Raw genomic sequence first — 23,515 nt, 5'->3', positions numbered from 1 at the left:
GGCGTGTCCGCCACAGCGCCGCACGTGCTCATCGTCGGCGCGGGGACCGGTGGCCTGTGCCTGGCGCACGGGCTACGCCGGGCCGGGATCAGCGTCGCCGTCTACGAGCGGTACCGCACCCGCGGCGAGGGGCTGCTCGGCTACCGGGTCGGCATCGGCCCGACCGGCAGCCGGGCGCTGCGGGAGTGTCTGCCGCCGGAGCTGTTCGACATCTACCTGGCCACCTGCGCCCGCTCCCCGCGCTGGTTCAACGTCCTCACCCAACGCCTGCGCCGGACCGCGTCGTTCGAGCTGCGCCCGGACACCCACCCGGTCGACACCGAGCGGTCCGTGGCCCGGATGACGCTGCGCCAGGTGCTGCTCACCGGCATGGAGGACGTGGTCCACTTCGACAAGACGTTCACCCACTACGAGCAGCGGGACGACGGCACGGTCACCGCGTACTTCGCCGACGGGAGCAGTGCGACCGGGGACCTGCTCGTCGCCGCGGACGGCACGCACTCCGCGGTGCGCCGGCAGTACCTTCCGCACGCGGTCACCCGGGACGCCGGGACGATCAACATCGCGACCCGGATCCCGCTCACCGAGCACACCCGGGCGCTGCTGCCGGAGCGGCTCCAGCGCGGCATCTCGTTGATCTTCGGCACCGGCGGCATGATGGGCGTGCTGCACGTGATGGACTTCAAGTGGGACGCCGAGGGTCGCCTGAAGCCCGGGGTCTCCGAGGCCGACGCGGCCCTGCTGTCCCGGTGGCCGGGGAGGGTGCACGACCCGACACGCGACAACATCAACCTCGTGGTGTGGAGCACCGCCCGCCGGTTCCCGTCCGATGTGATGCAGCGTCGCGGCGACGAACTCGTGCAGGTCGCGCTCGACCTCACCGGCAACTGGCATCCGCGCCTGCGGGAGCTGTTGATGCGCAGCGACCCGGCCAGCGCGTTGCCGATCCGGGTGAGCACCTCCGAGCCGGTGCCGCAGTGGAAGAGCAGCACGGTGACGCTGCTCGGGGACGCCATCCACACCATGACGCCGGGCCGTGGGGTGGGCGCGAACACCGCGCTGCGCGACGCCGTGCTGCTCTGCCGGCAACTGCGTCTCGCCGCCACGGGCGGGAAGACCTTGCTGCAGGCGGTCGCCGACTACGAGACGGCGATGCTGCCGTACGGGTTCGCCCGGGTCGCCGACTCGCTCAACCGCAGCGGCACGAACGGGGACGACCGGATGTACAAGCCGGTCGTCGGCCGGCTCGCGCTGCTCGGGGCGCGCGGCTACTTCGGCGTCACCAGTCGGGTGCCCCGGCTGCGCCGCAACTTCGTGGACGACTTCTACACCTATCGGGACGAGGAGGACTGAGCCCGTCCGGCACGACCCCGGCGCCGCCACGCGCCGGGGTCGTCGCCGTCCAGTCGGCACGTTCAGTCACGGCCGGCAGACCGTCGGTGCCGAACCTCTCCCCCTTCCCGGTACGACCCCGAGCCTCCCGACCGCCGCAGCCGCGCGTATGCGAAGCTGCGGCGAGTTTTTCCCACGTTATGACTCGACGAGGTGAGAGGGAGGTCTGCCGTGGCGTGGTCCTTCGGGCAGTCGCTGACAGTGATACTCGCCCTGCTGATCGGTCTGGCGGGCGGCTGGTTCCTGCGTGGTCGGCGCGACGCGCGGAAGCCCGATCCGGCCACCGTGGACGCCGCTCCGGCCGCCACGACGGCTGTGCTCGCCCCTCCGGCGCCGGCCGCGGTCACCGATGCCGAACAGCCGGTGGCGACGATCGACCCGGCGCCGACGGCGGTCGCCGACGAGACGACCGTGCCCGCCGAGCGGGGCGACGCCGGGGCGGCGTTGCCGGAGGAGGTGGCGACGACCGGCGTCCCGCCGGTGTCCGACGTCGACCCGGCGGACATGGCGCTGACCGACGGTCCCGCCCCCGTCGTCGCGCCGCGTTCCGCGCCGGAGGCCGAGCGGCTCGACGCGACCGGGTCGGCCGGCGCCGACGAGCCGGCGACGATCGCTTCCGAGCCGGAGCCGGTGGCGAGCCTTCCCGAGCCGCAGCCGGTGGCGAGCCTTCCCGAGCCGGAGCCGGCGACCGGCGAGCTTGTCGCCGCCGAACCGACCGAGGCCGTCGTCGCCGAACCGGCCGACGCCGCGACGCCGGGCGCCGAACCGGCGGTCACCGCGTCCTCCGCGGCCCTTCCGTTCGGGGCGCTCGTGCCGCCGAACCAGCCCGAGCGGGCCGCACCGGCTCCGGTCGCCACGACCGCCGAGGAGTCGACGGCCGTGGACGACGAGCGAGCCGAGCCGCCGACCCGGCCCTCCCCGGTCGCCACCCCGCCGGTCCGTCCGGTCGCCGCGACCTCGGTCGAGGTGGACGACTTCCGCCGGATCCAGGGCGTCGGACCGAAGATGGCCGCGGCGCTACAGGCCGCCGGGGTCCGGACCTACCGGCAGCTGGCCGACCTCGACGAGCCCGCGCTGCGCGAGCTGATCCGGGGTGCCGGCCTGCGGGCCGCGCCGGGCCTGGCCACCTGGCCGCAGCAGGCGCGGCTGCTCGCCACCGCACCGGACGAGGCGACGACCGCGCCGACCGGCGCGAGCGAGGCGTGACATCGTCCCGGTTCCGTGCCGGCGGGCGGCTCGTCCCGCCGGCACGGAACCGGGGCTCGGCGGCCGTCGCCCGAAGCAAGGAAAGCGAATCGGGCGTACGTCGCGGCTGACGTCGCTACGGTCAGGCGGAGGGGCCGAAGGGCCTGCCGACCCGACCTGGTAACCGGGAGCCGACCGTGCCGACCGCCACGCCGGAACCGGCGCCGCGGCGACGGCGCGCGCCGGTACGCGACCCGGAGGGCCCTCGCCGGGTCACCCTGCTCGAACTCTTCTTCGACCTGGTCTACGTGGTCGCGCTCGCCCTCATCTCCAAGGGCATGGTCGACGGGCTGGACTGGTACCGCGCGGCGCAGTCGCTCATCATGCTCGCCGCCGTGTGGTGGACCTGGTCCATCACCACCCTCGTCACCGACCTGTACGACCCCGAGCGGCCCGAGATCAAGCTGCTGATCGTGCATGTCATGTTCGGCGTCCTGCTGATGACGACCGCCATCCCCGAGGCGTTCGGCGACAGCGGCCTCGTCTTCGCCGGCACGTACGTGGCGATCCACCTCGGCCGGGGCCTCTTCCTCATACCCACCGTCCGACACGCCCCCGAGACCCGCCGGCGCGCACTGCGGATCTTCACCTGGTTCGCCGTCTCGGCCGTGCCGTGGATCATCGGCGGATACGTCGAGGATCATTGGCGTGCGGTGTGCTGGGCGGTCGCGCTCGCCATCGACTACGGCGGGTTCCGCCTCGCGTACCCGGTGCCGGGCCTCGGGGTGGTGCCGATGGCGCAGCGCAGCGTCACCTCCGAGCACCTGGCCGAGCGCTACCAGCAGTTCTTCATCATCGCGTTGGGCGACGCCGTCCTCACCATCGGGTTGATGTTCAGTCCGGCGCACGCGGGCTGGAAGAACAGCGGGTCCTTCGCGATCGCGTTCGCCACCACGCTGCTGCTCTGGCGGATCTACGTGCACAAGTCCGGCGAACTGCTCCCCGTCGCCATCGAACGGTCGCGGTCACCGAGCAAGTTCCTCTACACCGCCCCGTACACCCACCTGGTGATGATCGCCGGGGTGGTCACCACGGCGACCGGCTTCGACCTGGTGCTGCATCCGCAGGACGGCTCGGTGCCGCCGGCCTGGGTCGCGGTCATCCTCGGCGGCCCGGCGCTCTTCCTCGCCGGACGGGCGGCCTTCGAGTACGAGGTCTTCAGCCGGGTCTCCAACTCCCGCCCCGGTGGGCTGCTGGCGCTGCTCGCCATCGCGCCGATCGTGATCTTCCTGCCGCCGGTGTTCACCTCGCTCGGTGCCATGCTGGTGCTCGCCGGGGTGGCGGTCACGGACGTCCGGCGTAGCTGGGGACGGCCACCCGAGGCGCCGGCCCCGGCGCACTGACCAAGGCCGACCAGCGCCACCGTCGGTCACCGTCACGGCCCGGCGACGGCGAGCCGAGCGGCTCACCCACCCCGGCGGGTCACACCAACGCGCCGTCGTACGCCCGCACCGGCAGGCGCTGCCCGGCGGTGGCGCCGAGGCGCACCTGGAGCCCGAGCGGGGCGGCGGCCCGGCGCACCCGGTCGACGTGGAGCGAACCGTGCCGGTCCACGATGAGCACCGGCGGCTCCTCGCGCTCCCCCTCCGGCCGGTGGAACGAGAGCAGGGTTACCGAGTTGGGCAGATAGGCCGGGTACGCGGCGCGGGCGGCCGGCTCGTCACGGTGTGCGAGCAGGACGAGGTCGGGCAGGTGGGCGAAGTCGGCCGCGATGCCGTCGGCCTTCCAGTGCGCGGGCTCCTCGTCGACGCCCGTCAGGTGCCGGGACCGGTTCGCCGAGGTGATGGCGAGATGGTCCACCCCGGCCTCGGCCGCCGCCCGCTCCAGGAAGGCGTTCGACGGGCAGAGCGCCCCCGGCGCGATCACCTGCGCGGTGCGGATTCCCCGGTCGTGCCGCGTGAGGTGGTCGGGCAGCCGGTCGGCGGCCGGGCCACGGAACCCGAACGGCCCGGCCCCGTACAGGATCTCCATCAGGGCGCGTACCCGCCGCTCGGGCAGCCGGGGTGAGATCCGGGACCAGTCGAAGACGGACGGTGTCCGGTAGGCGGCCACGGTGACGCTGCCCACCTGGTCCGCCGGTCGCCCCTTGGCCAGGTTGAGCCGGCGTACGCACTCCTCGTCGGGGCGCGCGACGAGGGCGTAGAAGTTCGCGAAGGCCACCGCGACGACCACACCGTCGGCCAGCGCACGGGCCGCGAAGGCCACATCGGCGGGGTGGTCGATGTACCGGGTCGGGGTCCGGATCTGCATGGCTCCTCCTCGGCGAGCGCCGTGAGGCCAGTTCTACGTCGGCCACGGCCGGCGGCGTGGAGATCGTCCTCGATCCGATAGTGGCCACGTCCGATCCGGTGCGGCCGACCGATGCGGACTCGTACCACCGGCCCGCCCAGGACCAGCCGGACGGCCCGCAGGTGTCGCCGATCGGCGGCACCGTTAGCGAATCGAGGCGGTTGGGTACATCCGCTGCACTCACCCACCACAACCCCCTCAGGAGGCACGCCATGCGGGGCACCTCGATACTCGGAATCCTGGTCGTGATCTGGCTGATCATCGGCGCGATCGCCGCCGGGCAGCGGGGCTACTACGGCGGCGACGACACCAACTGCGCGGAGGCGGGCACCATCCTGGTGACGATCGTGGCGGGCCCGCTGAACTACATCGGCGCCAACCCGAAGATCGACTGTGAGCTGCCGGAACCGTCCAAGTAGGCCCCGGTCCGCTCCCCCACCCGGCGCGCGCCGTTACGGCGCGCGCCGGCACTGTCCCGGAACACGTCTCCAACGCCGGCCGGCTGCGCGCCCTCGGTTGAGCACGGCAGGGCGCACCCGTCCGCCCGGGACGGTCGTCGGGACCGTCGCGCGCGTCCGGGTGCGCCGTGTCGTACGCCGATCGCCGTCAGCGGAAGCAGTTGGCCACCGGCGTGGTGCTGCCCACGCAGTTGGTCTGCTCATTGCCGGTGAGGACGCTCTCGTCGTCGATGCGGACCTGCGCCCGCTCGACGAAGAGACCGCCCGGCTGCCCGGTCGCGTTGTTGCTGACGACGTTGGTGGTGTAAACGGACAACTGACCAGCGGTCGCGTAGATTCCGCCACCCTTCGAGGCGTCACCGGCCGCCTCGTTGTCGGCGACGTCGCTGCCACGCACGAGCAGGTTGGACTTCTCGGCGTAGATGCCACCGCCGTGGCCGTGGGTCGTGTTGCCGGCCACCACACTGTCGTCCAGTGGGAGCAGGCCCTGGGTCGTCGAGATGCCGCCGCCCTTGACGGTGGAGGTGTTGTCCCGGATCGTCATTCCACGCAGCACGATCACCGCGTCGGAGTTGGCGACGCCGCCGCCGATCTGGGCCGTGTTGCCGAGCACCTCGGTGTCGAGGACCTTGGTACGGGCCGAGAAGCTGGCGATGCCGCCACCCTGCACCGCGCTGTTCTGGGTGAACGTGGTGCCCTCGACGTCCGCCGCGCCACGGAAGTTGCCCAGGCCGCCGCCGTACGCGTTGGCGCTGTTGCGGTGGAACTCCGAGTTGCGCAGCGTCAGCACGCCGCCGTTGAGCAGGCCCCCGCCCTTGCCCTCGGCGCCGGCCGCGCTGTTTCCGACGAACCGGATGTCAGAGGCCACGAGGTTGCCGTCGTTGAAGATGCCGCCGCCTCCGCCGTCCTTGGAGAGCGAGGTGTTGCTGGTGACGGTGACGCGCTCGACGACGGCGGTCGCGCCGTGCACGATGTGGATGGCGCCACCCTCGATCTTGGAGCGCCCGTTGCGCAGCTCGACATCGCGGAGGAACAACTCGCCGCCGTCGCGGACGGTGAAGAAGCGGAACTCCTCGGCCTGCTTGTCACGCTCGATGATCGCTCCGGCCCCGTCGATGATGATCGGTTGGTAGATCACCGGGAGGCCGGCCTTGTCGTCCGCCAGGTTGCGCGGGGGAGCCTCCTCGTCGCCAGGAGTCTCGGCCACGTCGCCGGGAGTCTCGGCCCCAGCACCCGGGGTCTCGGCCCCAGGACCCGGGGTCTCCACCCCAGGACCCGGGCTCTGCACCACAGGACCCGGGCTCTCCGCCACACCGCTCGGGCTCTCCACCACAGGACCCGGGCTCTCAGCCACAGCAGCCGGACTCTCAGCCACAGCAGCCGGGGTCGCGGCCGCAGCAGCCGGACTCTCAGCCACAGCAGCCGGGGTCGCGGCCGCAGCAGCCGGACTCTCAGCCACAGTGGCCGGACTCTCAGCCGCAGCACCCGGGGTCGCGGCCGCGCCGCCCGCATTCTCGGCGGCGTCGGCCGCCTCCCGTGCGTCTCGGATTCCGCCGTCGTAGTCGTCGGGCTGCGCGAACGCCTGGGTCAGCGTGTACCTGCACTTCGGCGCGAGCCGCAGCGATCCGCCACCCTCCGCGTTGGCCTTCACGAGCGCCGCCACGAGCTTCTCCGCGTCGCAGGGCACCTGCACCACCGGATGACGCCCTGTCCCGGGGCCACCGGCAATCCGGGCGTCCGGCCGACCGACACGGTCACTCGCCGCGTCGATGATGGGCCGATCTGGGTCACCGGCCGCCGCCGCGACGCCACTGACCCCCACCGCGCCCACGACCAGGCTGCCCGCGAGCAGCCCTCCGGTCACTAACCAACGGGGCCGGCCGGGTCGTGCTGCCCGCCGGCTCCCTTCGTACGTCGACATCTCTTCCGCCTTCCTGGCTGCCTGACCTGGCCGCGCCAAACCGGGCGCGGGGTGAGCGACGTCCCGTCAACCACCGAAAGCCACGTTACGGACGCAATACGGACAGCTCCGCCCGAACATGAATAATCGTACTATTCGTGTTCCTGGTCGCGGTTGACCCGAAAAGGAGGCAGACGACCTGGCCACTGTGACGGCGGCACGCCGGACGCTCAGCCGCCGACGTGGATCCCGGGGCGGCGGGCGGGGTCTGGCTCGCAGCGGCGGATGATCTCCCGGACCACCGGCGGGGTGTCGCCACGCCCGAGGATCAGGTACCGCAGCAGGTGCCCGATCGGACTCCCCTCCGACCACTCGAAGTGGGCGTGCGGCCGGACGCCGGTGACGTCCCGCAGCGCCAGCAGGATCGCGGCGATCGCGTTCGGGGCCGCCGGGCTGCTGGCCCGCAGCACCCGGAACCCGCCCACCTCCACCCCGTGCACCCGCAGTACATGGCTGAACCCCGACGGGTCGATGACGTCGATCTCGAGGAAGAGCACGTCCGCCGCACCGGGCACCGGGTTCATCGCCCGCTGCGCCCGCTCCTTGAGCGTGTACTCCTTCAACGCGCCGCTGTCGCGCTTGTTGGCGATCAGGTGCAGCCGCCCGTCGTGCGCCACCGACTCGGCGACGAACCGTCGGGCCGCCTCGTCGAACTCGATGCGCTCCGCCCGCAGCTCGGTGGTCCGGGTCACCCGGGAGATCAGGGAGACCACGATGATGGCGAGGATGAAGAGGCTGGAGATGGCGATCCCGTCCGGGTGCTCGACGATGTTGTCGCCGAGGGCGTACAGCAGCACGAGGGTGAGCACCGTGAAGCCGGCAGCGGCTCTCCGCCGCTGCCGGCGCAGCGCGGCGATGCTCACCGCTGTCGCGCCGGAGACCATCATCGCCAGGATCCCCGTGGCGTACGCGCCGGCCTGCGCGTTGACGTCCGCCCGGAAGGCGAGCGTGATCGCGACGCTGACCAGGGTGTAGACGAGCACCACGGGGCGGATCGCCCGCGCCCAGTCCGGCGCCATGCCGTAGGACGGCAGGTAGCGCGGCACGATGTTGATCAGGCCAGCCATCGCCGAGGCGCCGGCGAACCAGAGGATGAGCACGCTGCTGATGTCGTACAGCGTGCCGAAGACCTCGCCCAGGTGGGCGTGGGCCAGGTAGGCCAGCGCCCGCCCGCTGGCCGGGCCGCCCGCCCGGAACGCCTCCGCCGGGATGAGCACCGTGGTGACGAACGTGGTCAGCAGCAGGTAGACCGACATGATCAACGCGGCGGTGGTGAGCAGCCGTTTCGTGTTGCGGATCCGGGCGGCCAGCCGGGCCTCGCGGTCGGCCCCCCGCCCGGCGACCAGCGGCATCATGCTCACCCCGGTCTCGAAGCCGGAGAGCCCCAGCACCAGCAGGGGGAAGGCGAGCACGGTGGTCACCAGCATGTCCCCCGGACCGGCGACGCTGGAGGTCAGCGCGTCACCCCAGTCCGCGAGGACCCCCGGCTCGCTGACGATCCGGGCCATCGCGTCCGCCACGATCACCGCATTGAGCCCCAGGAAGACGGCGACCAGCGGGATGGCCACCACCACCGCCTCCCGGAACCCGAGCAGGAACACCCCACCGAGCACGAGCAGCATCACCACGGTGACCGCGACCGCCACCCCGGTGCTGCGGAAGCCCTCCGGCAGGTACGGGTTCTCCACCAGGTGCACGGTCGCGTCGGCCGCGGAGAGCGTGATCGTGATGATCCACGACGTCGCCACGAAGCCGAGCAGGACCAGGACGAAGATCTTGCCGCGCCAGAACGGCAGCAGCCGCTCCAGCATCGCCACCGAACCCTGCCCGTGCGGGCTCTCCCGGGCCACCCGCCGATACATCGGCAGCATCCCGAAGAGGGTCAGCGCGACGATCAGCAGCGTCGCGAGCGGGGACAGGGCGCCCGCCGCCACCGCCGCGATGGCCGGCAGGTACGACAAGGTCGAGAAGTAGTCCACCCCGGTCAGACACATCACCTGCCACCAGGGGTGGGTGCGGGCCTGACCCTCCGCCGCCTCCGGGCCTACCGGCTGAACCCGGTGCCGGAAGAGCCACCGGTGCAGCCGACCGGCGGGCGGCGCGGGGCGTGACGGGCTGGACACCCGCTCGGGAACCGTCACCCGACGGCCGGCGGGCTCGGCCCGTTTCGGGTCGCGGGCGGCCCGCAGCTCAGAACCGGGTCCGGACCGCTGCCGGCGCCCGTGCGCCCGACCCGGCTTCCCCCCGTGCTCCTCAGCCATGTGCCCCGTCCCGCAGCTCGCCGGCTCCTGACCCGACCGTAGGGGGTACGCCGGCCCCCGCCCGGCGGAACCGGGGAAGCCGCTCAGCCTCCCGGGCCACCCAGCACGCGGGCCAGGTCGTCCGGGTCGGCGACGGTGATCGTCATCGCCCGGTGACGCAGCCACCGCCCCGGTGCCAGCGCGGGGACCGGCGTACGGAACCGGACGCAGAGCCCCGCCGCGGCGCTGCTGCCGAAGGTGACCCCGCCGTCGGCCAGCGACAGGTGCACACCGATCGCCCGCCACCAGCGGTACGGCCCACCCCGCTCCACCCCGGTCACGTTCTCCCGGGCGGTGGCCAACCGCCAGGGCCCGAAGCGGACGACCAGCTGCCTGTCGTCCACCTCCGCCCAGGCGGTCCCCGGCCGGACGCCGACCAGCGCCAGCAGCGGACGGAACGCCGGGTCGAAGCGGAACGGGAAGCGCCGGCTCATCGCGTACCGCCGTTGGGACACGGCGTGGGGCCACCCGGGCGCGACGGCGCCGGGCGGGCGGGGCGAGGTCTGGCGGCGGGACGCCGCCGAGTCGGCCGGGTCATGTCGCGGGCGTACCCCCTGCCGCGCGACCGACACCCCGAACCCCGGGGCGCGGGGATCAGTCCGACAGAGCCCGCTCCCAGAGCGGCACGTGCGTGGCCAGGTAGCGGGTGGTCTCCTGCCAGTACACCCCGTCCTCGGACCAGATCCGGGCCCAGGGCTGGATCTGGTCGCGGGCACCCCGCCGGAGCAACTCGACCATCGCCGCGGCCCGCCGCGGCAGCATCGCGGCCAGCGCCGGCCGGTCGGCCTCCGCCAGGCCGTACCCGTCGACCAGGGCGCGCAGTCGCCGCGCCGACTCGCCGGCCGGCCGATCGGCGCGCAGACCGGCGACGCTCTGCGCCGTGTACGCCAACTCCCAGAGCCGGGAGCCCGGACCTGCCCCGTCCCAGTCGATCAACACCCAACCCCGGGGCGAGCGGACCAGGTTCCACGGCGCGGCGTCGTGGTGGCAGAGCAGTTGCTCCCGATCGGGCGCGATGGCGGGCTGCCAGCACGCCTTCGGCGGCGGCACGAAGGCCTCGGTGGCGCGGTGCAGGTCGCTCAGGAGCGCGCCGATGCTGGCCAACTCCCCGAGCGGGTAGCTGCCGTCGACCGGGCCGCACTCGCCCGGAACGTACTCCAACACCTGCCGGCCCTGCTCGTCGCGCCCGAGCGGGCGCGGGGCACCGGTGAAACCGACGTCGTGCAGGTGCCGCAGCAGCGCGTCCACGGCGTCGGTCCACGGGCCGGCCGGGCGGCGGACGGTGTCACCGACGCGCACCAACCCACCGGTGACGTTGCCGGCCAGCGGCTGCTCGTACGCGGTCACCGGGCCATCCTGCCCGAGCCGCAGACGGCACGGCGCCGCCGGTCCCCCCGAACCGACGGCGCCTCCCCCCGCGTCTTGCCGTACGCGCCCCCGCGTTCCGCCCCCCGGACGGAACGCGGGGACCCCCCGTCCCGGCTACTGCAGGAACGCCCCGAGGGGCGACAACAGCAGCCGACCGAGCGCCGCGGCCGTCGAATCCAGCCGGTTGCGCTCACACTCGTGGGCTGCCGGGTCGTGCCGGCAGCGCCAGATCTTCTGTGCGTTGCGCCAGGCGACATCGCGGGTGTACTCGACCAGCTCCCCCTGGTACCAGTCGTCGATGTCGCCGTTGAGCATGTCGATGAGCAGCTGCCAGTGCTCCAGGTAGCCGCGACGCAGCCCCGGGATCTTCTCCGCGAAGATGTTGTTGATCTCGAGGTAGTCGCGGTGCTGGTCGCTCCCGTCGACCGGCTCGGACTCCAGGTGGTCGAACGTCGTGACCAGGGCGAACGGCAGGTCGAAGTTGATGTGCGCGTTCACCCCCGCCGCCGCCGAGGGCAACGGGCGGGCGTCCGGGCCGTGCATGCGCTCGAAGAGGCAGCTCCACGCCTTCGGCGTGCCCGCGCTGGAGTCGGTCCAGAGCCGCATCGCGTCGAAGTAGCGGGCCGCGAACTCCACGTCGAGCCGGGACAGGAAGACCGGGTCCACGAACCGGTCGTCGTAGAGGCCGTCGAGCACCGTCGTGGTGATGGTCAGGTAGAGCCCGTTGAAGTCGGCCAGCGGGCAGCTGTCCAGCAGCGGAGGCATCCGGACCAGCAGGTCCTGCAGCTTGGTGAGGTGGTCGACCACCGCCGGCACGTCGGCCGGGTGGTCGGCGAGCAGGTCGACGATGTCCCGGTGCACGGGCCCCCAGACCGGTTCCGACATCTCTCCTCCACAGTGGTGCACGGCACCTGCGCGCCGCTCGCGACAGGGCACAGCCTTTCAGCCCGGCGCTGTCCGCCGGATCAGTAGAACGACGTATCCGAAGCGCCGCGCGCGCCGCCGGTCAGCCCCGGCCGGTACGTAGGTAGATGGCGCTGGCCTGGACCCGGGTACGGACCTGGAGCTTGTCGAAGATGTGCGACACGTGCACGCCGATGGTCCGTTCGCTGATGAAGAGCCGCTGCCCGATCTCCCGGTTGGTCAGCCCCTCGGCCACGGCCGCGAGCACCTCCCGCTCGCGGGCGGTGAGCGTGGCCAGTTCGTCGTCGCCCGCCGGGTCGACCGCCGTGTCCCGCCCGCGGGACGGTTCGCGCTCCTCCAGCGTCACCCGGGCGCGGCTGGCCAGCGTCCTGATCTCCGAGGTCATCGGTACCGCGCCGAGCCCCTGGGCCGTCCGGTACGCCTCGCGCAGCAGCTTGCCGGCGGTCGCCACCCGGCTGCGCCGGGCCAGCAGCGCCTCCGCCTGCCGCAGCCGGGAGTAGGCCGCCGGGTAGGGGTGGTTGCGGCGATCCCACTCGGCCACCGACCGGGCCCACAGCTCCGGCTCGTTCTCGTCGAGCCGGCTCACCTCCGCGGCGCAGAGCGCCAGGAAACCGTCGACGACGTCACGTACCGGGCGGGCGGCCTTCTCGCTCTTGCGGGCCACCCGGTCGGCGACGTCGCGCAGCCGCCGTACCGCCGTCCGGTCGACCGGGACGGTACGCCCGGCATGCGCCTCCGCCTCGGCCCGCAGCCCGTGCCAGACGAGCGCGGCGAGGATCGCCACGTCGTCGGAGCGGCTCTCGGTCAGGCCCCGCTGCACCGCCTGGCGGGCGAGGTCGTGCCGCCCCTGCCACATGGCCAGCCCGGCGCGCAGGGTCAGCAGCGGGATCACGTGCCGGGCGCCGCCACCGGCGAGCACCGTGGCCACCGCGTCGAGGTCCCGGTCGGCCGCCTCGATGTCGCCGTAGCCGACCGAAAGCCGGCACCGGGCCAGCAGCAGCTCCACGGCGTCGGCGCCGGACGGGCGGTGCCGCAGCGCGGCGGCGACGACCTTCTCCGCCTCGGCCCACTGCCCCACCCGGAACAGACCGTTCGTGGCGATGGCGAGCAGCCGGGTCTCGTAGGTGCGGCCGAGCCCCAGCTCGGCGACCCGCTCGGCGCCCCGCCGGGCCACCACCACCCCCTCTTCGAGGATGTTCAGCGGGCCGGTGAGCAGCTCGGCCAGGTGCAGGTACGCGCAGGCCACGTCGTCCGGACGGCCCGCCTGCTCGGCGATCTCCAACGCTCGGCGCACCACCGCGAGACCGGCGTCCGGGTCCTCCAGGTACGCCTCGCTGAAGCCGAGGGCGGCGCTGGCGAGCACCACCTCGGAGGTGGCGCCGTCCACCACCGCGGTCAGCTCCAACGCCTCCCGGGCCCGCCGCCCCGCGTCGGCGTACCGACCGAGGTGCAGCAGCAGCTCGGCCAGGTAGGCGGCGGCGGTGGCCCGCTCCCGGGGCGTGCAGTCGTCGGCCTCCAACGCCCGCCGGTACTCCGCCTCGGCGAGCGCGGAGCGTCCGGCCGCCGCGAGGTAGCGGGCCCGGCGGATGTGCAGCGCGCAGGTGGACATGCCGCCCGCGCCGGCCAGCTCCTCCAGCAGCGCCAACGCCCGGGCGTGCTCGCCGCAGTGGTGCGCCGCCTCGGCGGCGTGCCCCAGCAGGTCCGCCCGGTCGACCGTACGCGCGCCGACGGTCGGCGCGTCGGCCAGTTGCAGCGCGACCGACCAGTGCCGGTGCGCCTCCGCGTAGCCGTGCAGCCGTTCCGCCTCCCGTGCGGCGGCCACGGTCGCCGGCAGGGCACGGGCGGGCTCCCCGGCCAACCGCCAGTGGTGTGCCAGCCGGGCCTGGTGCAGCTCGGCCTCCACCGACGTCAGCGCCTCGGCGTAGCGGCGGTGCAGGGCCGAACGTTCGGCCGGCAGGAGTTCGTCGGCCAGCACCTCGGCGACCAGTCGGTGCCGCAGCCGGTAACCGTCGTCCGCGCTGACCAGCAGTCGATGGGCGACGGTCGCCCGGATGGCGTCGATGAGCTCCTGCTCCGGCAGCCGTACCACCTGCGCCAGCAGCCAGTGCTCCACCGGCTCCACTCCGGCGGCGACGGCGTGCACCACGGCGTGCGCGTGCTGGGGCAGCGCGTCGACCCGGGCCAGGAAGATCTCCCGCAGGGTCTCCGAGAGGCCGGCGCGTCCGTCGCGCAGGTCCCGGGCGAGCTCCTCGATGACGAAGGGGTTGCCGCCGCTGCGCTGCCAGACCTGGTCGGCCGACTCCGCGGCCAGCGGACGGCCGACCACCGCGGCGGCGAGCTGCTCGGTGGCGCCCCGATCGAGCGGGGCGAGGTCCAGTACCCGGACGGAGCGCAGCCGGCGCAGCTCGGTGAGAACCCGGCGCAGCGGGTGCGCGCCCTGCAACGACTCGGCCCGGATGGCCGCGAGGACCGACAGCTGGAGGTCGCCGAGGCCGGCGAGCAGGTAGAGCAGGAGCTGCCGGGTGCTCCGGTCGACCCACTGGAGGTCGTCCAGGACCAGCACCAGCGGCCGGCCCTCGGCGATCAGGTGCAGCCCGCGGGAGACCCGCTCCAGCAGGGCGCCCGCACCGTCGGGTCCGGCGGTCTCGTCGGCGAACATCTGCAGCAGCGCCCGGACGGCGGACGAGGTGCGAGTGTGCGAGCTGGACAGCTCAGCGTCGAAGCGGCGCAGCGCCTGGAGCAGCGGATGCAGCGGCGAGGCGTCGCCGATGTCCAGGCACGAGCCGGTGAGCACCAGCGCGCCGGCGTCGCGCAGCTGCGCGCCGGCCTCGCGCAGCAGCCGCGTCTTGCCCACGCCGCTCTCACCGGTGAGGAAGACGGCTGCGGTGTGCCCCTGCGCCACATCGTCGAGCAGGGCCGACCGGACCGACTTCAGCAGGTCGGCCCGGCCGACGAGCGGTGCAGTGTCCACATCGCTGGCCATGGCACGCAGCCTAGTCACAGGCCCCCGCACCGTTCTACGGCCGTTTGCCCCATGTGGTGCTCCTCGCGTCGCCAATGCGACCAACCCTTGCGGGCGGCCGACATACGTCGTCCTACGGATCCGCCGCAGGGGCGCGGGTGCGAGTCTCCTGGGATCATCCGCCGTCTACGGGAGGAAGGCAGGTGGGAGGCCATGTCGACGTCCGCCGCTGGCGCGCCTCGGGTCCCGTCTGCGTGCTGGCCGGTGCCGGAGGAACGGCGCACGGTGACGGTGCTCTTCGTCGACATCGTCGGCTCGACAGCGCTGGTGGACCGGCTCGACCCGGAGGACGTCCGGGCGGTGCAGCGGGCGTACTTCGACACCGTGGCGGGAGTGCTGCGCCGCTGGAACGGGGTGGTGGAGAAGTACGTCGGTGACGCGGTCATGGCGTTGTTCGGTGCCCGCGAGTCGGACGGGTTCGACGCGTACCGGGCGCTGCGGGCGGGGCTGGAGATCCAGCCGGCGCTGGACCGGCGGCCGCTGACCGACGGCGTCGTGCTGCGGGTCCGGGTCGGCGTGGCCACCGGCGAAGCCGTGGTGGAGCTGCCCGCCGCCCGTGACGGCGCACATGGTGTGGCCAGCGGCGCGGTCATCACCACCGCGGCCCGGTTGCAGGAGTACGCCCCGCCAGGCGCGGTCGTCTGCTGCCCGACCACCCAGCGGGCCACCGCCGGCCTGCTGTCGCAGCGGCAGCTGGCCCCGATCGCGGTGCCGGGCCGGACGCCCGGGATGGGTATCTGGCGGGTGGCCGCGCCGCTCGGGCAGCCGACCGCGCGGCACGACGGCCCGCTCGTGGGTCGGCGGCGGGAACTGGCCACCGCCCGGGAGCGGATCGTCCAGGCGGTACGCGAGCGCAGTCCGGGGTGGGTGTCGGTGACGGGTCCGTCCGGCAGCGGCCGCAGCCGACTGCTGCACGAGCTGACCCGGGCGCTCGACGTGGTCGACGGCGTGCCGGTGCGCTGGTGTGTCGCGTCCTGCCCGCCGCACCCGCACGAGTCGCTGGCCCCGGTGGCCAACCTGCTGCGCGATCTGGTCGGTCTGCGCCCGACGGATCCGCCGTCGGTGCTCCGCGGGCGGCTTTCCGCCGCGCTGACCGGGCTGCTCCCACCGGCCCGGCTGGCGACGGCGCTGCCCGCGCTGGAGCGGCTGCTCGCCGTGCCGGACGCCACCGCCGCCGCGTCGGCGGCCTGGCTCCACGAGGTGCTGCTACGCCTGGCCGCTCGCCGGCCGCTGGTGCTGGGGGTGGACGACCTGGACCGGGCCGCCCCGGCGGTCGACCGCTTCCTGCACGCCTTGTTCACCGCGGCCAGCGCCCGGAAGCTGCCGCTCGCCGTGGTGACCCTGCACGGAACGGATCGGGCCGACGTGCTGCCCGTGGCGCGGGGGCGACGCTGCCACGTGCCGCTGCGCCCGCTGGCCGCGGTGCAGACCGGCCGCCTGCTGCGGCAGCTGCTGGTCCGCGCGGGCCAGCCGGTGGACCGGGTCGCCGGGCTGCTGCCGCTGGTCGGGGACACGCCCGGTCACGCCGTCGCGTACGTCCACTCGCTGGCCGACGGCGCGGACCCGGCCGAACCGCCGTTGCCGGAGGCGCTGGGGCGTGCGGTCGGCGCCGAGGTGGACCGGCTGGACGGCACCCGGCGGGCCGCGCTGATGGCCGGCGCGACCCTGCCCGACGGGTTCACCGCCGGCGCCGTGGAGCGGCTGCTCGACTGGGCGCCCGGGCAGGCCCGGCCCGCACTGGCCGCCCTGCGCGCCGCCGACCTGCTGGTCGCCCGCCCGGAGGGCCGGTACGCCCTGGCGACGCCGGCGCTGCGCCGGGTGGCCGCCGACCGACTGCCTCGACGGCTGCGGGCCGTCTTCGCCTCGCGCGCCACCGGCCAACCGGAATCGGCACACCCGGGTCACGTCGTCCGGGACGCGGTCGGGCCGGCACCGTGCCGGGTCGGCACCCGGCCCGAGACGCAGCCCGCCCGCTCGGGCCGGAGCAACCCGTCGTCGACCGGGTCGTTCCCGGTCAACCCGGCCCCGCCGGCACCACGACTGGACGCTACGACCCGGCGATCCAACTCCCGTTCGGCGGCGGACGCGCGGCCGAGCGAACCCGCCGGCGATCGTCGGTTCCCGGCCGAGCGCCCGGTCAGCCCCGACCGGCCCGCCTGGTGGCAGCCGATCCCTACGTCACGGGAGGGCCGGGCGGGCATCTGGCCGGATCGCAGCGACCCGGCGGCGGAGGCGGTGGCGCCGCCCGCCCGTTCCGACACGGCCGCCGCCGGTGATTCCTCCACCGTCACGGCCGAGACCGCCGCCGTCTGAGCGCTCCAGGACCGTGCCGCTCCGGGGCGATATTCGATGGACCTCACGTCCACGATCTGATTGCGTGAGCCGGCGTGACACCAGAGCGAACCGCGGTACGGGTCAGACGCGCCCTGCCGGGCGACCTGGCCGGTCTTCAGCGGATCCAGGTGAGCACGGGGGCGCTGTTCCGCGAGGTCGGCATGGCCGACGTCGCAGACAATCCCCCGCTCTCCATCGATGCTCTGACCGGGTACCAGCAGGACGGGCAGGCGTGGGTGGCCGTGGATGACAGCGGTCCTCCGATCGCCTTCGTAGTGGTCGAGGTGATCGACGGCAGCGCCCACGTCGAGCAGATAAGCGTCCACCCGGACCACTCCCGCCGGGGCGTCGGCCGGGTCCTGCTCGATCACGTCGGCGCCTGGGCCGTCGAGCTCGGCTTGCCCGCGTTGACGCTCACGACCTTCCGGCACGTGCCGTGGAACGCGCCCTACTACGCGCGTTGCGGATTCGTCGAACTGACACCGGCGGAGGTCACACCCGGCCTGAGCAGGGTGCTGGAGTCGGAGATCGCGTTCGGGCTCGATCCAGCCACCCGGGTGTGCATGCGACGCGGGGTCGGCTGAGCCCCGTCGAGGGTCGAGTGCCGAGGGTCAACGGCCGTCGAGGAAGGCCTCGACCCGGCTCCAGGTGGTCTCCGTGGCGGCGGCGTCGTGGTCGGACACGTCCGGATCGGTGAAGAGGTGCCCGACGCCGGGATAGCGGAACACCTCGAGCTGCGCCCCGGCGACGGTCATCGCCGTGCCCCACTCGTCGACCTCCTCGGGCGGCTCGTACGAGTCGGGGTCGGCGAGGTGCAGCTGCACCGGCAGCCCCGGCCGGACCGCCGCCGGCGAGCCGCCGGTGCCGTGCAGAAGCAGCAGCCCAGCCGTGGCGGGCCGCTCGGCGAGCAGGGCCCCGGCCACCCCGGCACCCATCGAGAAGCCGGCCAGCACCGTGTCCGGCGGCAGCTGCGCGACGGCCTCGGCGGCCCGGCCGAGCACGACGTCCTGGCCGATCTTCTCCAGCAGGGCGAAGCCCGCCTCGACGGTCTCCGCCGCCGGTACGCCGTAGAGGTCGGGTGTGGACACCTGATGCCCGGCGGCACGCAGGCGCTCGGCCGCCGCCAGGACCGCCGGGCGCAGTCCGTAGACGGAGTGGAAGAGCACGACGTGTCCCATCGGGCCATCCTGCCGCATCCCGAGCGGCGCGCCGGGCAGCCCGCGCCGGCCTTCCCGGCCCGGCGGCGACGTGCGGATCAGCACGCGGGCACCGGCGGTACGAATCGGCGCTCGCGCGCCAGCTTTGCGGATCAGACCTCGGGCGCCCTGGCGTCGGCGGGCGCGGGCCGATCGACGATGGTGCGGCTACGCCCGCGGAACTCGGCGACCACCGCGCCGTCCTCCCGCGTGACGGTGACGTCGTAGATGCCGCTACGGCCGTAGCGGGTGCGTTCGGTGGCGGTCGCGGTCAGCAGGTCACCCAGGCGCGCCGGCCGGACGAAGGTGATCTCCCCTCCGGCCGCCACGGTGGCCGGACCCCAGCTGTTGCAGGCCAGCGCGAACGCGGTGTCGGCCAGCAGGAAGACGAAGCCGCCGTGGGCGATGGCGTGCCCGTTGATCATCGTGTCGGTCACCCGCATCCGGGCCACCGCCGCGCCGTCGGCCGCCTCGACCAGCTCGACCCCGAGCCCCCGGGAGGCCGGATCGGCGTCGAACATGTCGTACGCGGCGTTGCGCTCGCCCCCCACGTCAGACCGCCGGGCGCTGGTCGACGATGCGCCGCATCTTGCCCATCGAACGCTCCACCCCGTCCGGTGCGATCACCTCGACCGACACGCTCACCCCGATCGTGTTCTTGACCAGGCCCACCAGGGCCTCGCCGGCCCGCTCGGCGGCGTCGACGGCCACGCCGGGCCGGCGTTCCACCTTCACGGTCAGCGTGTCCATCCGCCCCTGCCGACCCAGTACGCACTGGAAGTGCGGGGACAGCTCGGGCGTACGCAGGATCAGCTCCTCGATCTGGGTCGGGAAGATGTTCACCCCGCGCACGATCATCATGTCGTCGGTGCGTCCGGCGATCTTCTCGATCCGGCGCATCGGGCGGGCGGTGCCCGGCAGCAGCCGGGTCAGGTCCCGGGTGCGGTACCGGACGACCGGCATCGCCTCCTTGGTGAGCGAGGTGAGCACGAGCTCGCCGCGCTCCCCGTCGGGCAGCACCGCACCGGTGACCGGATCGATGATCTCCGGGTAGAAGTGGTCCTCCCAGAGGTGCAGCCCGTCCTTGGTCTCCACACACTCGTTGGCCACGCCGGGACCCATCACCTCGGAGAGCCCGTAGATGTCCACGGCGTGCAGGTCGAGCCGTTGCTCCATCTCCCGGCGCATGTCCTCGGTCCACGGCTCCGCGCCGAAGATGCCGACCTGCAACGAGGTGGTACGCGGGTCGATCCCCTGCCGCTGCATCTCGTCCACGATGGCCAGCAGGTAGCTGGGGGTGACCATGATGATCTCGGGTTCGAAGTCGCGGATCAGCATCACCTGACGCTCGGTCATCCCACCGGAGACCGGGATGACGGTGCAGCCCAGCTCCTCGGCCCCGTAGTGCGCGCCCAGGCCGCCGGTGAAGAGGCCGTAGCCGTACGCGACGTGCACCCGGTCGCCCGGACGACCGCCGGAGGCCCGGATCGACCGGGCCATGAGGCGGGCCCAGGTGCGCAGGTCCTCACGCGTGTAGCCGACCACGGTGGGTCGGCCGGTCGTGCCGGACGAGGCGTGCAGCCGGGCGATCCGCTCGCGGGGCACCGCGAACATGCCGAACGGGTAGTTCTCCCGCAGCTCCGCCTTGCCGGTGAACGGGAACCGGGCCAGGTCGGCCAGCTCACGGCAGTCGTCGGGGTGCACGTCGGCGGCCTCGAAGGCCCGCCGGTAGTGCGGGACGTTGTCGTACGCGTGCCGCAGCGACCAGCGCAGCCGCTCCAGCTGCACCGCCCGCAGCTCGTCCACGCCGGCCCGTTCGATCGGCTCCAGGTCCTCGGGGCGAGGGGTGCGGTCCTGCATCGTTCCTCCTGCGCGACGACGGCGGCGCCATCGACGTCCGCGTCGCCGCCCTCGCGCCGGCACGTCGCCGCACGGGGCGTTCGCACCGGCGCCCGGTGGTTCCCGGGCCCGCCGATGGCGGAAACCGTACGCCGACTCGGGCCGTCCGCCGACTCGGGGTACCCGCGGCAGCCGACCCGCCGCCGGCCGGACCGGCCGGTGCCGCCACAGCAGCGCCTCGCGAACCGGGCGGACCGGTGTCGTCCGGGTCAGACGGTCAGCAGGGTCTTGCCGATCGCCGACCGGTCCTCGATGGCGCGGTGCGCATCGGCGGCCCGGTGCAGCGGGAACGTCTGGCCGATCAGCGGCTTGATCCGCCCGGCCGCGGCGGCGTCGAGCGCGGCCCGCAGGTGGCGGCGTCGCCGCTCAACGTCGAACTGCACGTCGGCGATGCTCAGGACGGTGATGCCCTGGGCCGCGGCGGCGTCCGCGTCGGGCACCGCGAACTCCCCCGCCGGGGTGCCGTGGGCGGAGAACCAGCCGCCGGCCCGCAGCAGGTCGAAGGCGGCCCGTCCGTATCCGCCGCCGGCGCCGTCGAGGACCACGTCCAGCCCGCCGGTCGCCGCTCGGACGAGGCCCGTCCAGCCCGGCTCGGTGTAGTCCACCGCGAGGTCCGCCCCGAGCTCGTACGCGGCGGCGCGTTTGGCCGAACCCCGGCAGGCCGCGACGACGTATCCGCCGGCCGCCCGCGCCTCCTGCACCAGCAGCGCGCCCAGCCCGCCGGTGGCGGCGGTGACCAGCACCCGGTCGCCGGGGCGCAGCGGCACCTGGTCGAGCAGGCCCATGGCGGTCACCCCGTCGTGCAGCAGCGCGGCGGCGTCGGGCAGGGAGACTCCGTCGGGGACCGGCAGCAGGTTGTCGGCCGGCACCACCGCCCGTTCCAGGTAGCCACCGCGCTCGTCGGTGCGGGTGACGACCCGCCGCCCGGTCCAGGCGGGGTCGACGCCCTCGCCCACCGCGCTCACGATGCCGGCCACCCCGACTCCCGGCCGGTACGGCGCCCGGACCGGGAAGTGCGTGCCGCCCGCGCCGCGGCGAATCGCCGTCTCGACCCAGAGCACGTCGGCGGCGGCCACCTCGACCCGCACCTCGCCGGGCCGGGGCGCGGGCTCCGGCACCTCGGTCACCGTCAGCACCTCCGGGCCGCCGAACGCGGCCACCTCGATCACCCGCACAGCGTCCTCCGCCTGGCTCGTCGGTACGACCAGCCTCGACGGTGAAGTGGGGTTGAGGTCAAGCGGCCGGCGGTGTGACGCTCCCGGGCAGGTCAGCGGAGCGCCGGCAGGCGGTGCAGGGCGTCGACCAGCGGGGCCAGTTCCGGGGTCTGCTCGGCCTCGGCCAGTGCGCTCGCGAGCACCCGGTCGTGGGTGGGCCGGGCCTGGGCGAGCAGGTCGGAGCCGGCCGGGGTGAGTTCGGTGTAGATGCCGCGCCGGTCGTCGGCGCAGAGGATCCGGGCCAGCAGGCCGCGCTCCTCCAGGCGGGTGACCAGCCGAGTCGTGGCGCTGCCGGAGAGGGCGGCGGCGCGGGCCAGTTGACGCATCCGCATGTGCCAGCCGTCCTGCCGGGAGAGGGCGTCGAGCACCGTGTACTCGACGACCGACAGCTCGTGGTCGGCCTGCAGTGCCCGCTCCAGGGCGGTCTCGATCTGTCCGTGCAGCGCGGCGAGGATTCGCCAGCCCTGCGCGCGGACCTCGACCGCGTCGTCGCCGATGCCCATGCCGCTTCCCTCCAGTGGTGCGGACCACTGAGAGGCTATCACGCTTGCGCCGGTATAGCGCGCGTGCAACTATCTGGTTGTCGGCGCGTGTAGTTGCATACGCGCGCAATCACTCCTCCAGCCCGACCGGAAGGTCTCATGTCCGCACGTTCCCAGTCCCTGCCCGCCGGCCTGATCGCGCTGGCCATCGGCGCGTTCGGCATCGGGCTCACCGAGTTCGTGATCATGGGCTTGCTGCCCGAGGTGGCCGCGGACTTCGCGGTCACCGAGCCGGTCGCCGGCTGGCTGATCTCCGGTTACGCGTTGAGCGTCGCCATCGGCGGGGTCGCCCTGACCGCCGCTGTCACCCGGCTGCCCCGCAAGCAGGTGCTGCTCGGCCTGATGGTGCTCTTCATCGTCGGCAACCTGCTCTCGGCCGTCGCCGACAGCTACTCGATGATGATGGTCGGCCGGGTCGTCGCCGCGCTCTGCCACGGCGCCTTCTTCGGCATCGGCGCGGTGGTCGCCGCCGGGCTCGTCGCCCCGGCCCGCCGGGCCGGCGCCATCGCGATGATGTTCGCCGGGCTGACCATCGCCAACGTGCTCGGCGTACCGTTCGGCACCCTGCTCGGTCAGCACCTGGGCTGGCGCTCGACGTTCTGGGCAATCACCGCCATCGGCGTCGTCGCGCTGATCGGCCTGGTCCTGCTCGTCCCCGGTCGTCCCGCGGGGGCGGCGGACGCCCCGACCGGAGGGCTCCGCGGCGAGCTGCGGGCCTTCACCCACCCACAGGTCTGGCTCTCGCTGGCGATCACCATCCTGGGCTTCGGCGGGATGTTCGGCGCCTTCACCTACATCGCCTACACCCTCACCGAGGTGAGCGGCTTCGCATCCAGCTCGGTGCCGTGGCTGCTGGTGCTCTTCGGGGTGGGCCTCTTCGCCGGCAACCTGCTCGCCGGCCGGGCCGCGGACACCTCACTGTCGCGGACGCTGGTCGTCGTGCTGACCGCGCTCACCGTGGTGCTCGCGGCCTTCGCGCTGACCGCCGGGAACAAGGCGTCGACCATCGCCGCGCTGGTGCTGATGGGCGGCTTCGGCTTCGCGACCGTGCCACCACTGCAGATGCGGATCATGCACTACGCCCAAGAGGCGCCGACGCTGGCCTCGGGCGCGAACATCGCGGCGTTCAACGTCGGCAACGCGCTCGGCGCCTGGGTCGGCGGGCTGACCATCGCCGCCGGGCTCGGGTACACCTCGCCGATCTGGGCGGGCGCCGCGCTCACCCTGGCCGGCCTGGCCGTGCTGCTCCTCTCGCTGCGACTGGCCGCCCGGCGGCCGGAGCAGCCGACCGCGCAGGAGCTGCGGGAACCGGCCGGCGTGGCCTGAGGGCCCAGCCGGCGGCGAGGCGTGTTCGACGCCCCGCCGCCGGTGG

General features: G+C 73.8%; 18 protein-coding genes and 2 pseudogenes. 7 read left to right on the top strand and 13 right to left on the bottom strand.

Going from position 1 to position 23,515, the window contains the following annotated elements:
- Positions 1 to 3: 3 nt before the first annotated feature.
- The 3 genes from D7044_RS19770 (at position 4) to D7044_RS19760 (ending at position 3,980) form a co-directional block, all read left to right on the top strand.
- The gene (locus D7044_RS19770; protein WP_120689797.1) at positions 4 to 1,353 is read left to right on the top strand and encodes an FAD-dependent oxidoreductase; all 1,350 of its coding nucleotides are present in this window, start codon (positions 4 to 6) and stop codon (positions 1,351 to 1,353) included.
- A 210-nt stretch (positions 1,354 to 1,563) separates the two neighbouring features.
- A complete protein-coding gene (locus tag D7044_RS19765; RefSeq protein WP_120682106.1) occupies positions 1,564 to 2,598 on the top strand; it encodes a hypothetical protein in 1,035 nt (344 codons plus the stop codon).
- Between the two features lie 176 nt (positions 2,599 to 2,774).
- Positions 2,775 to 3,980, top strand: coding sequence for a low temperature requirement protein A (locus D7044_RS19760; RefSeq protein ID WP_120682104.1), 1,206 nt, complete (start codon positions 2,775 to 2,777; stop codon positions 3,978 to 3,980).
- Positions 3,981 to 4,059: 79 nt separating this feature from the next.
- On the opposite strand, the gene D7044_RS19755 is transcribed toward D7044_RS19760, so the two are convergent.
- Positions 4,060 to 4,887 carry an L-threonylcarbamoyladenylate synthase gene (locus D7044_RS19755; RefSeq protein WP_120689796.1) on the bottom strand — a complete coding sequence of 276 codons (828 nt, stop codon included), beginning with the start codon at positions 4,885 to 4,887 and terminating at the stop codon, positions 4,060 to 4,062.
- Positions 4,888 to 5,138: 251 nt separating this feature from the next.
- Here D7044_RS19755 and D7044_RS19750 point away from each other — a divergent pair, with 251 nt between their 5' ends.
- Positions 5,139 to 5,345 carry a hypothetical protein gene (locus D7044_RS19750; protein WP_120682100.1) on the top strand — a complete coding sequence of 69 codons (207 nt, stop codon included), beginning with the start codon at positions 5,139 to 5,141 and terminating at the stop codon, positions 5,343 to 5,345.
- A 187-nt stretch (positions 5,346 to 5,532) separates the two neighbouring features.
- Here D7044_RS19750 and D7044_RS19745 read toward each other — a convergent pair.
- From D7044_RS19745 to D7044_RS19715, 7 genes and pseudogenes are all read right to left on the bottom strand, one after another.
- Positions 5,533 to 6,609: pseudogene (locus D7044_RS19745) on the bottom strand (hypothetical protein); the annotation flags it as partial.
- Positions 6,610 to 6,894: 285 nt separating this feature from the next.
- Positions 6,895 to 7,305, bottom strand: a pseudogene (locus tag D7044_RS33040) (hypothetical protein); the annotation flags it as partial.
- Between the two features lie 209 nt (positions 7,306 to 7,514).
- Positions 7,515 to 9,605: an APC family permease gene (locus D7044_RS19735; protein ID WP_233563461.1), complete on the bottom strand. Its 2,091-nt coding sequence runs from the start codon at positions 9,603 to 9,605 to the stop codon at positions 7,515 to 7,517.
- 83 nt (positions 9,606 to 9,688) lie between these two features.
- Positions 9,689 to 10,099 carry a hypothetical protein gene (locus tag D7044_RS19730; RefSeq protein ID WP_233563458.1) on the bottom strand — a complete coding sequence of 137 codons (411 nt, stop codon included), beginning with the start codon at positions 10,097 to 10,099 and terminating at the stop codon, positions 9,689 to 9,691.
- A gap of 139 nt (positions 10,100 to 10,238) precedes the next feature.
- Positions 10,239 to 10,991: a phosphotransferase gene (locus D7044_RS19725; protein ID WP_199716689.1), complete on the bottom strand. Its 753-nt coding sequence runs from the start codon at positions 10,989 to 10,991 to the stop codon at positions 10,239 to 10,241.
- A gap of 135 nt (positions 10,992 to 11,126) precedes the next feature.
- Positions 11,127 to 11,897, bottom strand: a complete 771-nt coding sequence (locus D7044_RS19720; protein WP_120682096.1) for a DUF5995 family protein — start codon at positions 11,895 to 11,897, stop codon at positions 11,127 to 11,129.
- 121 nt (positions 11,898 to 12,018) lie between these two features.
- Positions 12,019 to 14,919 carry a helix-turn-helix transcriptional regulator gene (locus tag D7044_RS19715; protein ID WP_120682094.1) on the bottom strand — a complete coding sequence of 967 codons (2,901 nt, stop codon included), beginning with the start codon at positions 14,917 to 14,919 and terminating at the stop codon, positions 12,019 to 12,021.
- A gap of 243 nt (positions 14,920 to 15,162) precedes the next feature.
- Here D7044_RS19715 and D7044_RS19710 point away from each other — a divergent pair, with 243 nt between their 5' ends.
- Both D7044_RS19710 and D7044_RS19705 read left to right on the top strand, forming a co-directional pair.
- Complete coding sequence (locus D7044_RS19710; RefSeq protein ID WP_233563456.1) at positions 15,163 to 17,271, top strand: adenylate/guanylate cyclase domain-containing protein; 2,109 nt, start codon at positions 15,163 to 15,165, stop codon at positions 17,269 to 17,271.
- Between the two features lie 74 nt (positions 17,272 to 17,345).
- Positions 17,346 to 17,876: a GNAT family N-acetyltransferase gene (locus tag D7044_RS19705; protein WP_233565052.1), complete on the top strand. Its 531-nt coding sequence runs from the start codon at positions 17,346 to 17,348 to the stop codon at positions 17,874 to 17,876.
- 27 nt (positions 17,877 to 17,903) lie between these two features.
- Here the strand turns inward: D7044_RS19705 and D7044_RS19700 are convergent, their stop codons facing one another.
- The 5 genes from D7044_RS19700 to D7044_RS19680 form a co-directional block, all read right to left on the bottom strand.
- The gene (locus D7044_RS19700) at positions 17,904 to 18,470 is read right to left on the bottom strand and encodes a dienelactone hydrolase family protein (protein WP_233565051.1); all 567 of its coding nucleotides are present in this window, start codon (positions 18,468 to 18,470) and stop codon (positions 17,904 to 17,906) included.
- Between the two features lie 131 nt (positions 18,471 to 18,601).
- Positions 18,602 to 19,009, bottom strand: coding sequence for a hydroxyphenylacetyl-CoA thioesterase PaaI (gene paaI / locus D7044_RS19695; protein WP_120689865.1), 408 nt, complete (start codon positions 19,007 to 19,009; stop codon positions 18,602 to 18,604).
- Between the two features lie 31 nt (positions 19,010 to 19,040).
- Positions 19,041 to 20,348 carry a phenylacetate--CoA ligase PaaK gene (paaK, locus tag D7044_RS19690; RefSeq protein ID WP_120689795.1) on the bottom strand — a complete coding sequence of 436 codons (1,308 nt, stop codon included), beginning with the start codon at positions 20,346 to 20,348 and terminating at the stop codon, positions 19,041 to 19,043.
- Positions 20,349 to 20,596: 248 nt separating this feature from the next.
- Positions 20,597 to 21,562: a zinc-binding dehydrogenase gene (locus D7044_RS19685; RefSeq protein ID WP_120682088.1), complete on the bottom strand. Its 966-nt coding sequence runs from the start codon at positions 21,560 to 21,562 to the stop codon at positions 20,597 to 20,599.
- Positions 21,563 to 21,654: 92 nt separating this feature from the next.
- The gene (locus tag D7044_RS19680; RefSeq protein ID WP_120689794.1) at positions 21,655 to 22,104 is read right to left on the bottom strand and encodes a MarR family winged helix-turn-helix transcriptional regulator; all 450 of its coding nucleotides are present in this window, start codon (positions 22,102 to 22,104) and stop codon (positions 21,655 to 21,657) included.
- A gap of 138 nt (positions 22,105 to 22,242) precedes the next feature.
- Here D7044_RS19680 and D7044_RS19675 point away from each other — a divergent pair, with 138 nt between their 5' ends.
- Positions 22,243 to 23,469, top strand: a complete 1,227-nt coding sequence (locus D7044_RS19675) for an MFS transporter (RefSeq protein ID WP_233565050.1) — start codon at positions 22,243 to 22,245, stop codon at positions 23,467 to 23,469.
- Positions 23,470 to 23,515 lie beyond the last annotated feature (46 nt).

This window comes from Micromonospora musae, from assembly GCF_003626635.1.
Lineage (GTDB): Bacteria > Actinomycetota > Actinomycetes > Mycobacteriales > Micromonosporaceae > Micromonospora > Micromonospora musae.
The sequence above is the reverse complement of the archived record's forward strand: the minus strand, read 5'-3'. Positions and strand labels throughout refer to the sequence as shown.

Coding starts and splice junctions, on each gene's coding strand:
- D7044_RS19755 (WP_120689796.1), bottom strand. CDS start 4,887: ATGCAGATCCGGACCCCGACCCGGTACATCGACCACCCCGCCGATGTG.
- D7044_RS19750 (WP_120682100.1), top strand. CDS start 5,139: ATGCGGGGCACCTCGATACTCGGAATCCTGGTCGTGATCTGGCTGATC.
- D7044_RS19735 (WP_233563461.1), bottom strand. CDS start 9,605: ATGGCTGAGGAGCACGGGGGGAAGCCGGGTCGGGCGCACGGGCGCCGG.
- D7044_RS19720 (WP_120682096.1), bottom strand. CDS start 11,897: ATGTCGGAACCGGTCTGGGGGCCCGTGCACCGGGACATCGTCGACCTG.
- D7044_RS19715 (WP_120682094.1), bottom strand. CDS start 14,919: ATGGCCAGCGATGTGGACACTGCACCGCTCGTCGGCCGGGCCGACCTG.
- D7044_RS19700 (WP_233565051.1), bottom strand. CDS start 18,470: ATGGGACACGTCGTGCTCTTCCACTCCGTCTACGGACTGCGCCCGGCG.
- paaI (WP_120689865.1), bottom strand. CDS start 19,009: ATGTTCGACGCCGATCCGGCCTCCCGGGGGCTCGGGGTCGAGCTGGTC.
- paaK (WP_120689795.1), bottom strand. CDS start 20,348: ATGCAGGACCGCACCCCTCGCCCCGAGGACCTGGAGCCGATCGAACGG.
- D7044_RS19680 (WP_120689794.1), bottom strand. CDS start 22,104: ATGGGCATCGGCGACGACGCGGTCGAGGTCCGCGCGCAGGGCTGGCGA.
- D7044_RS19675 (WP_233565050.1), top strand. CDS start 22,243: ATGTCCGCACGTTCCCAGTCCCTGCCCGCCGGCCTGATCGCGCTGGCC.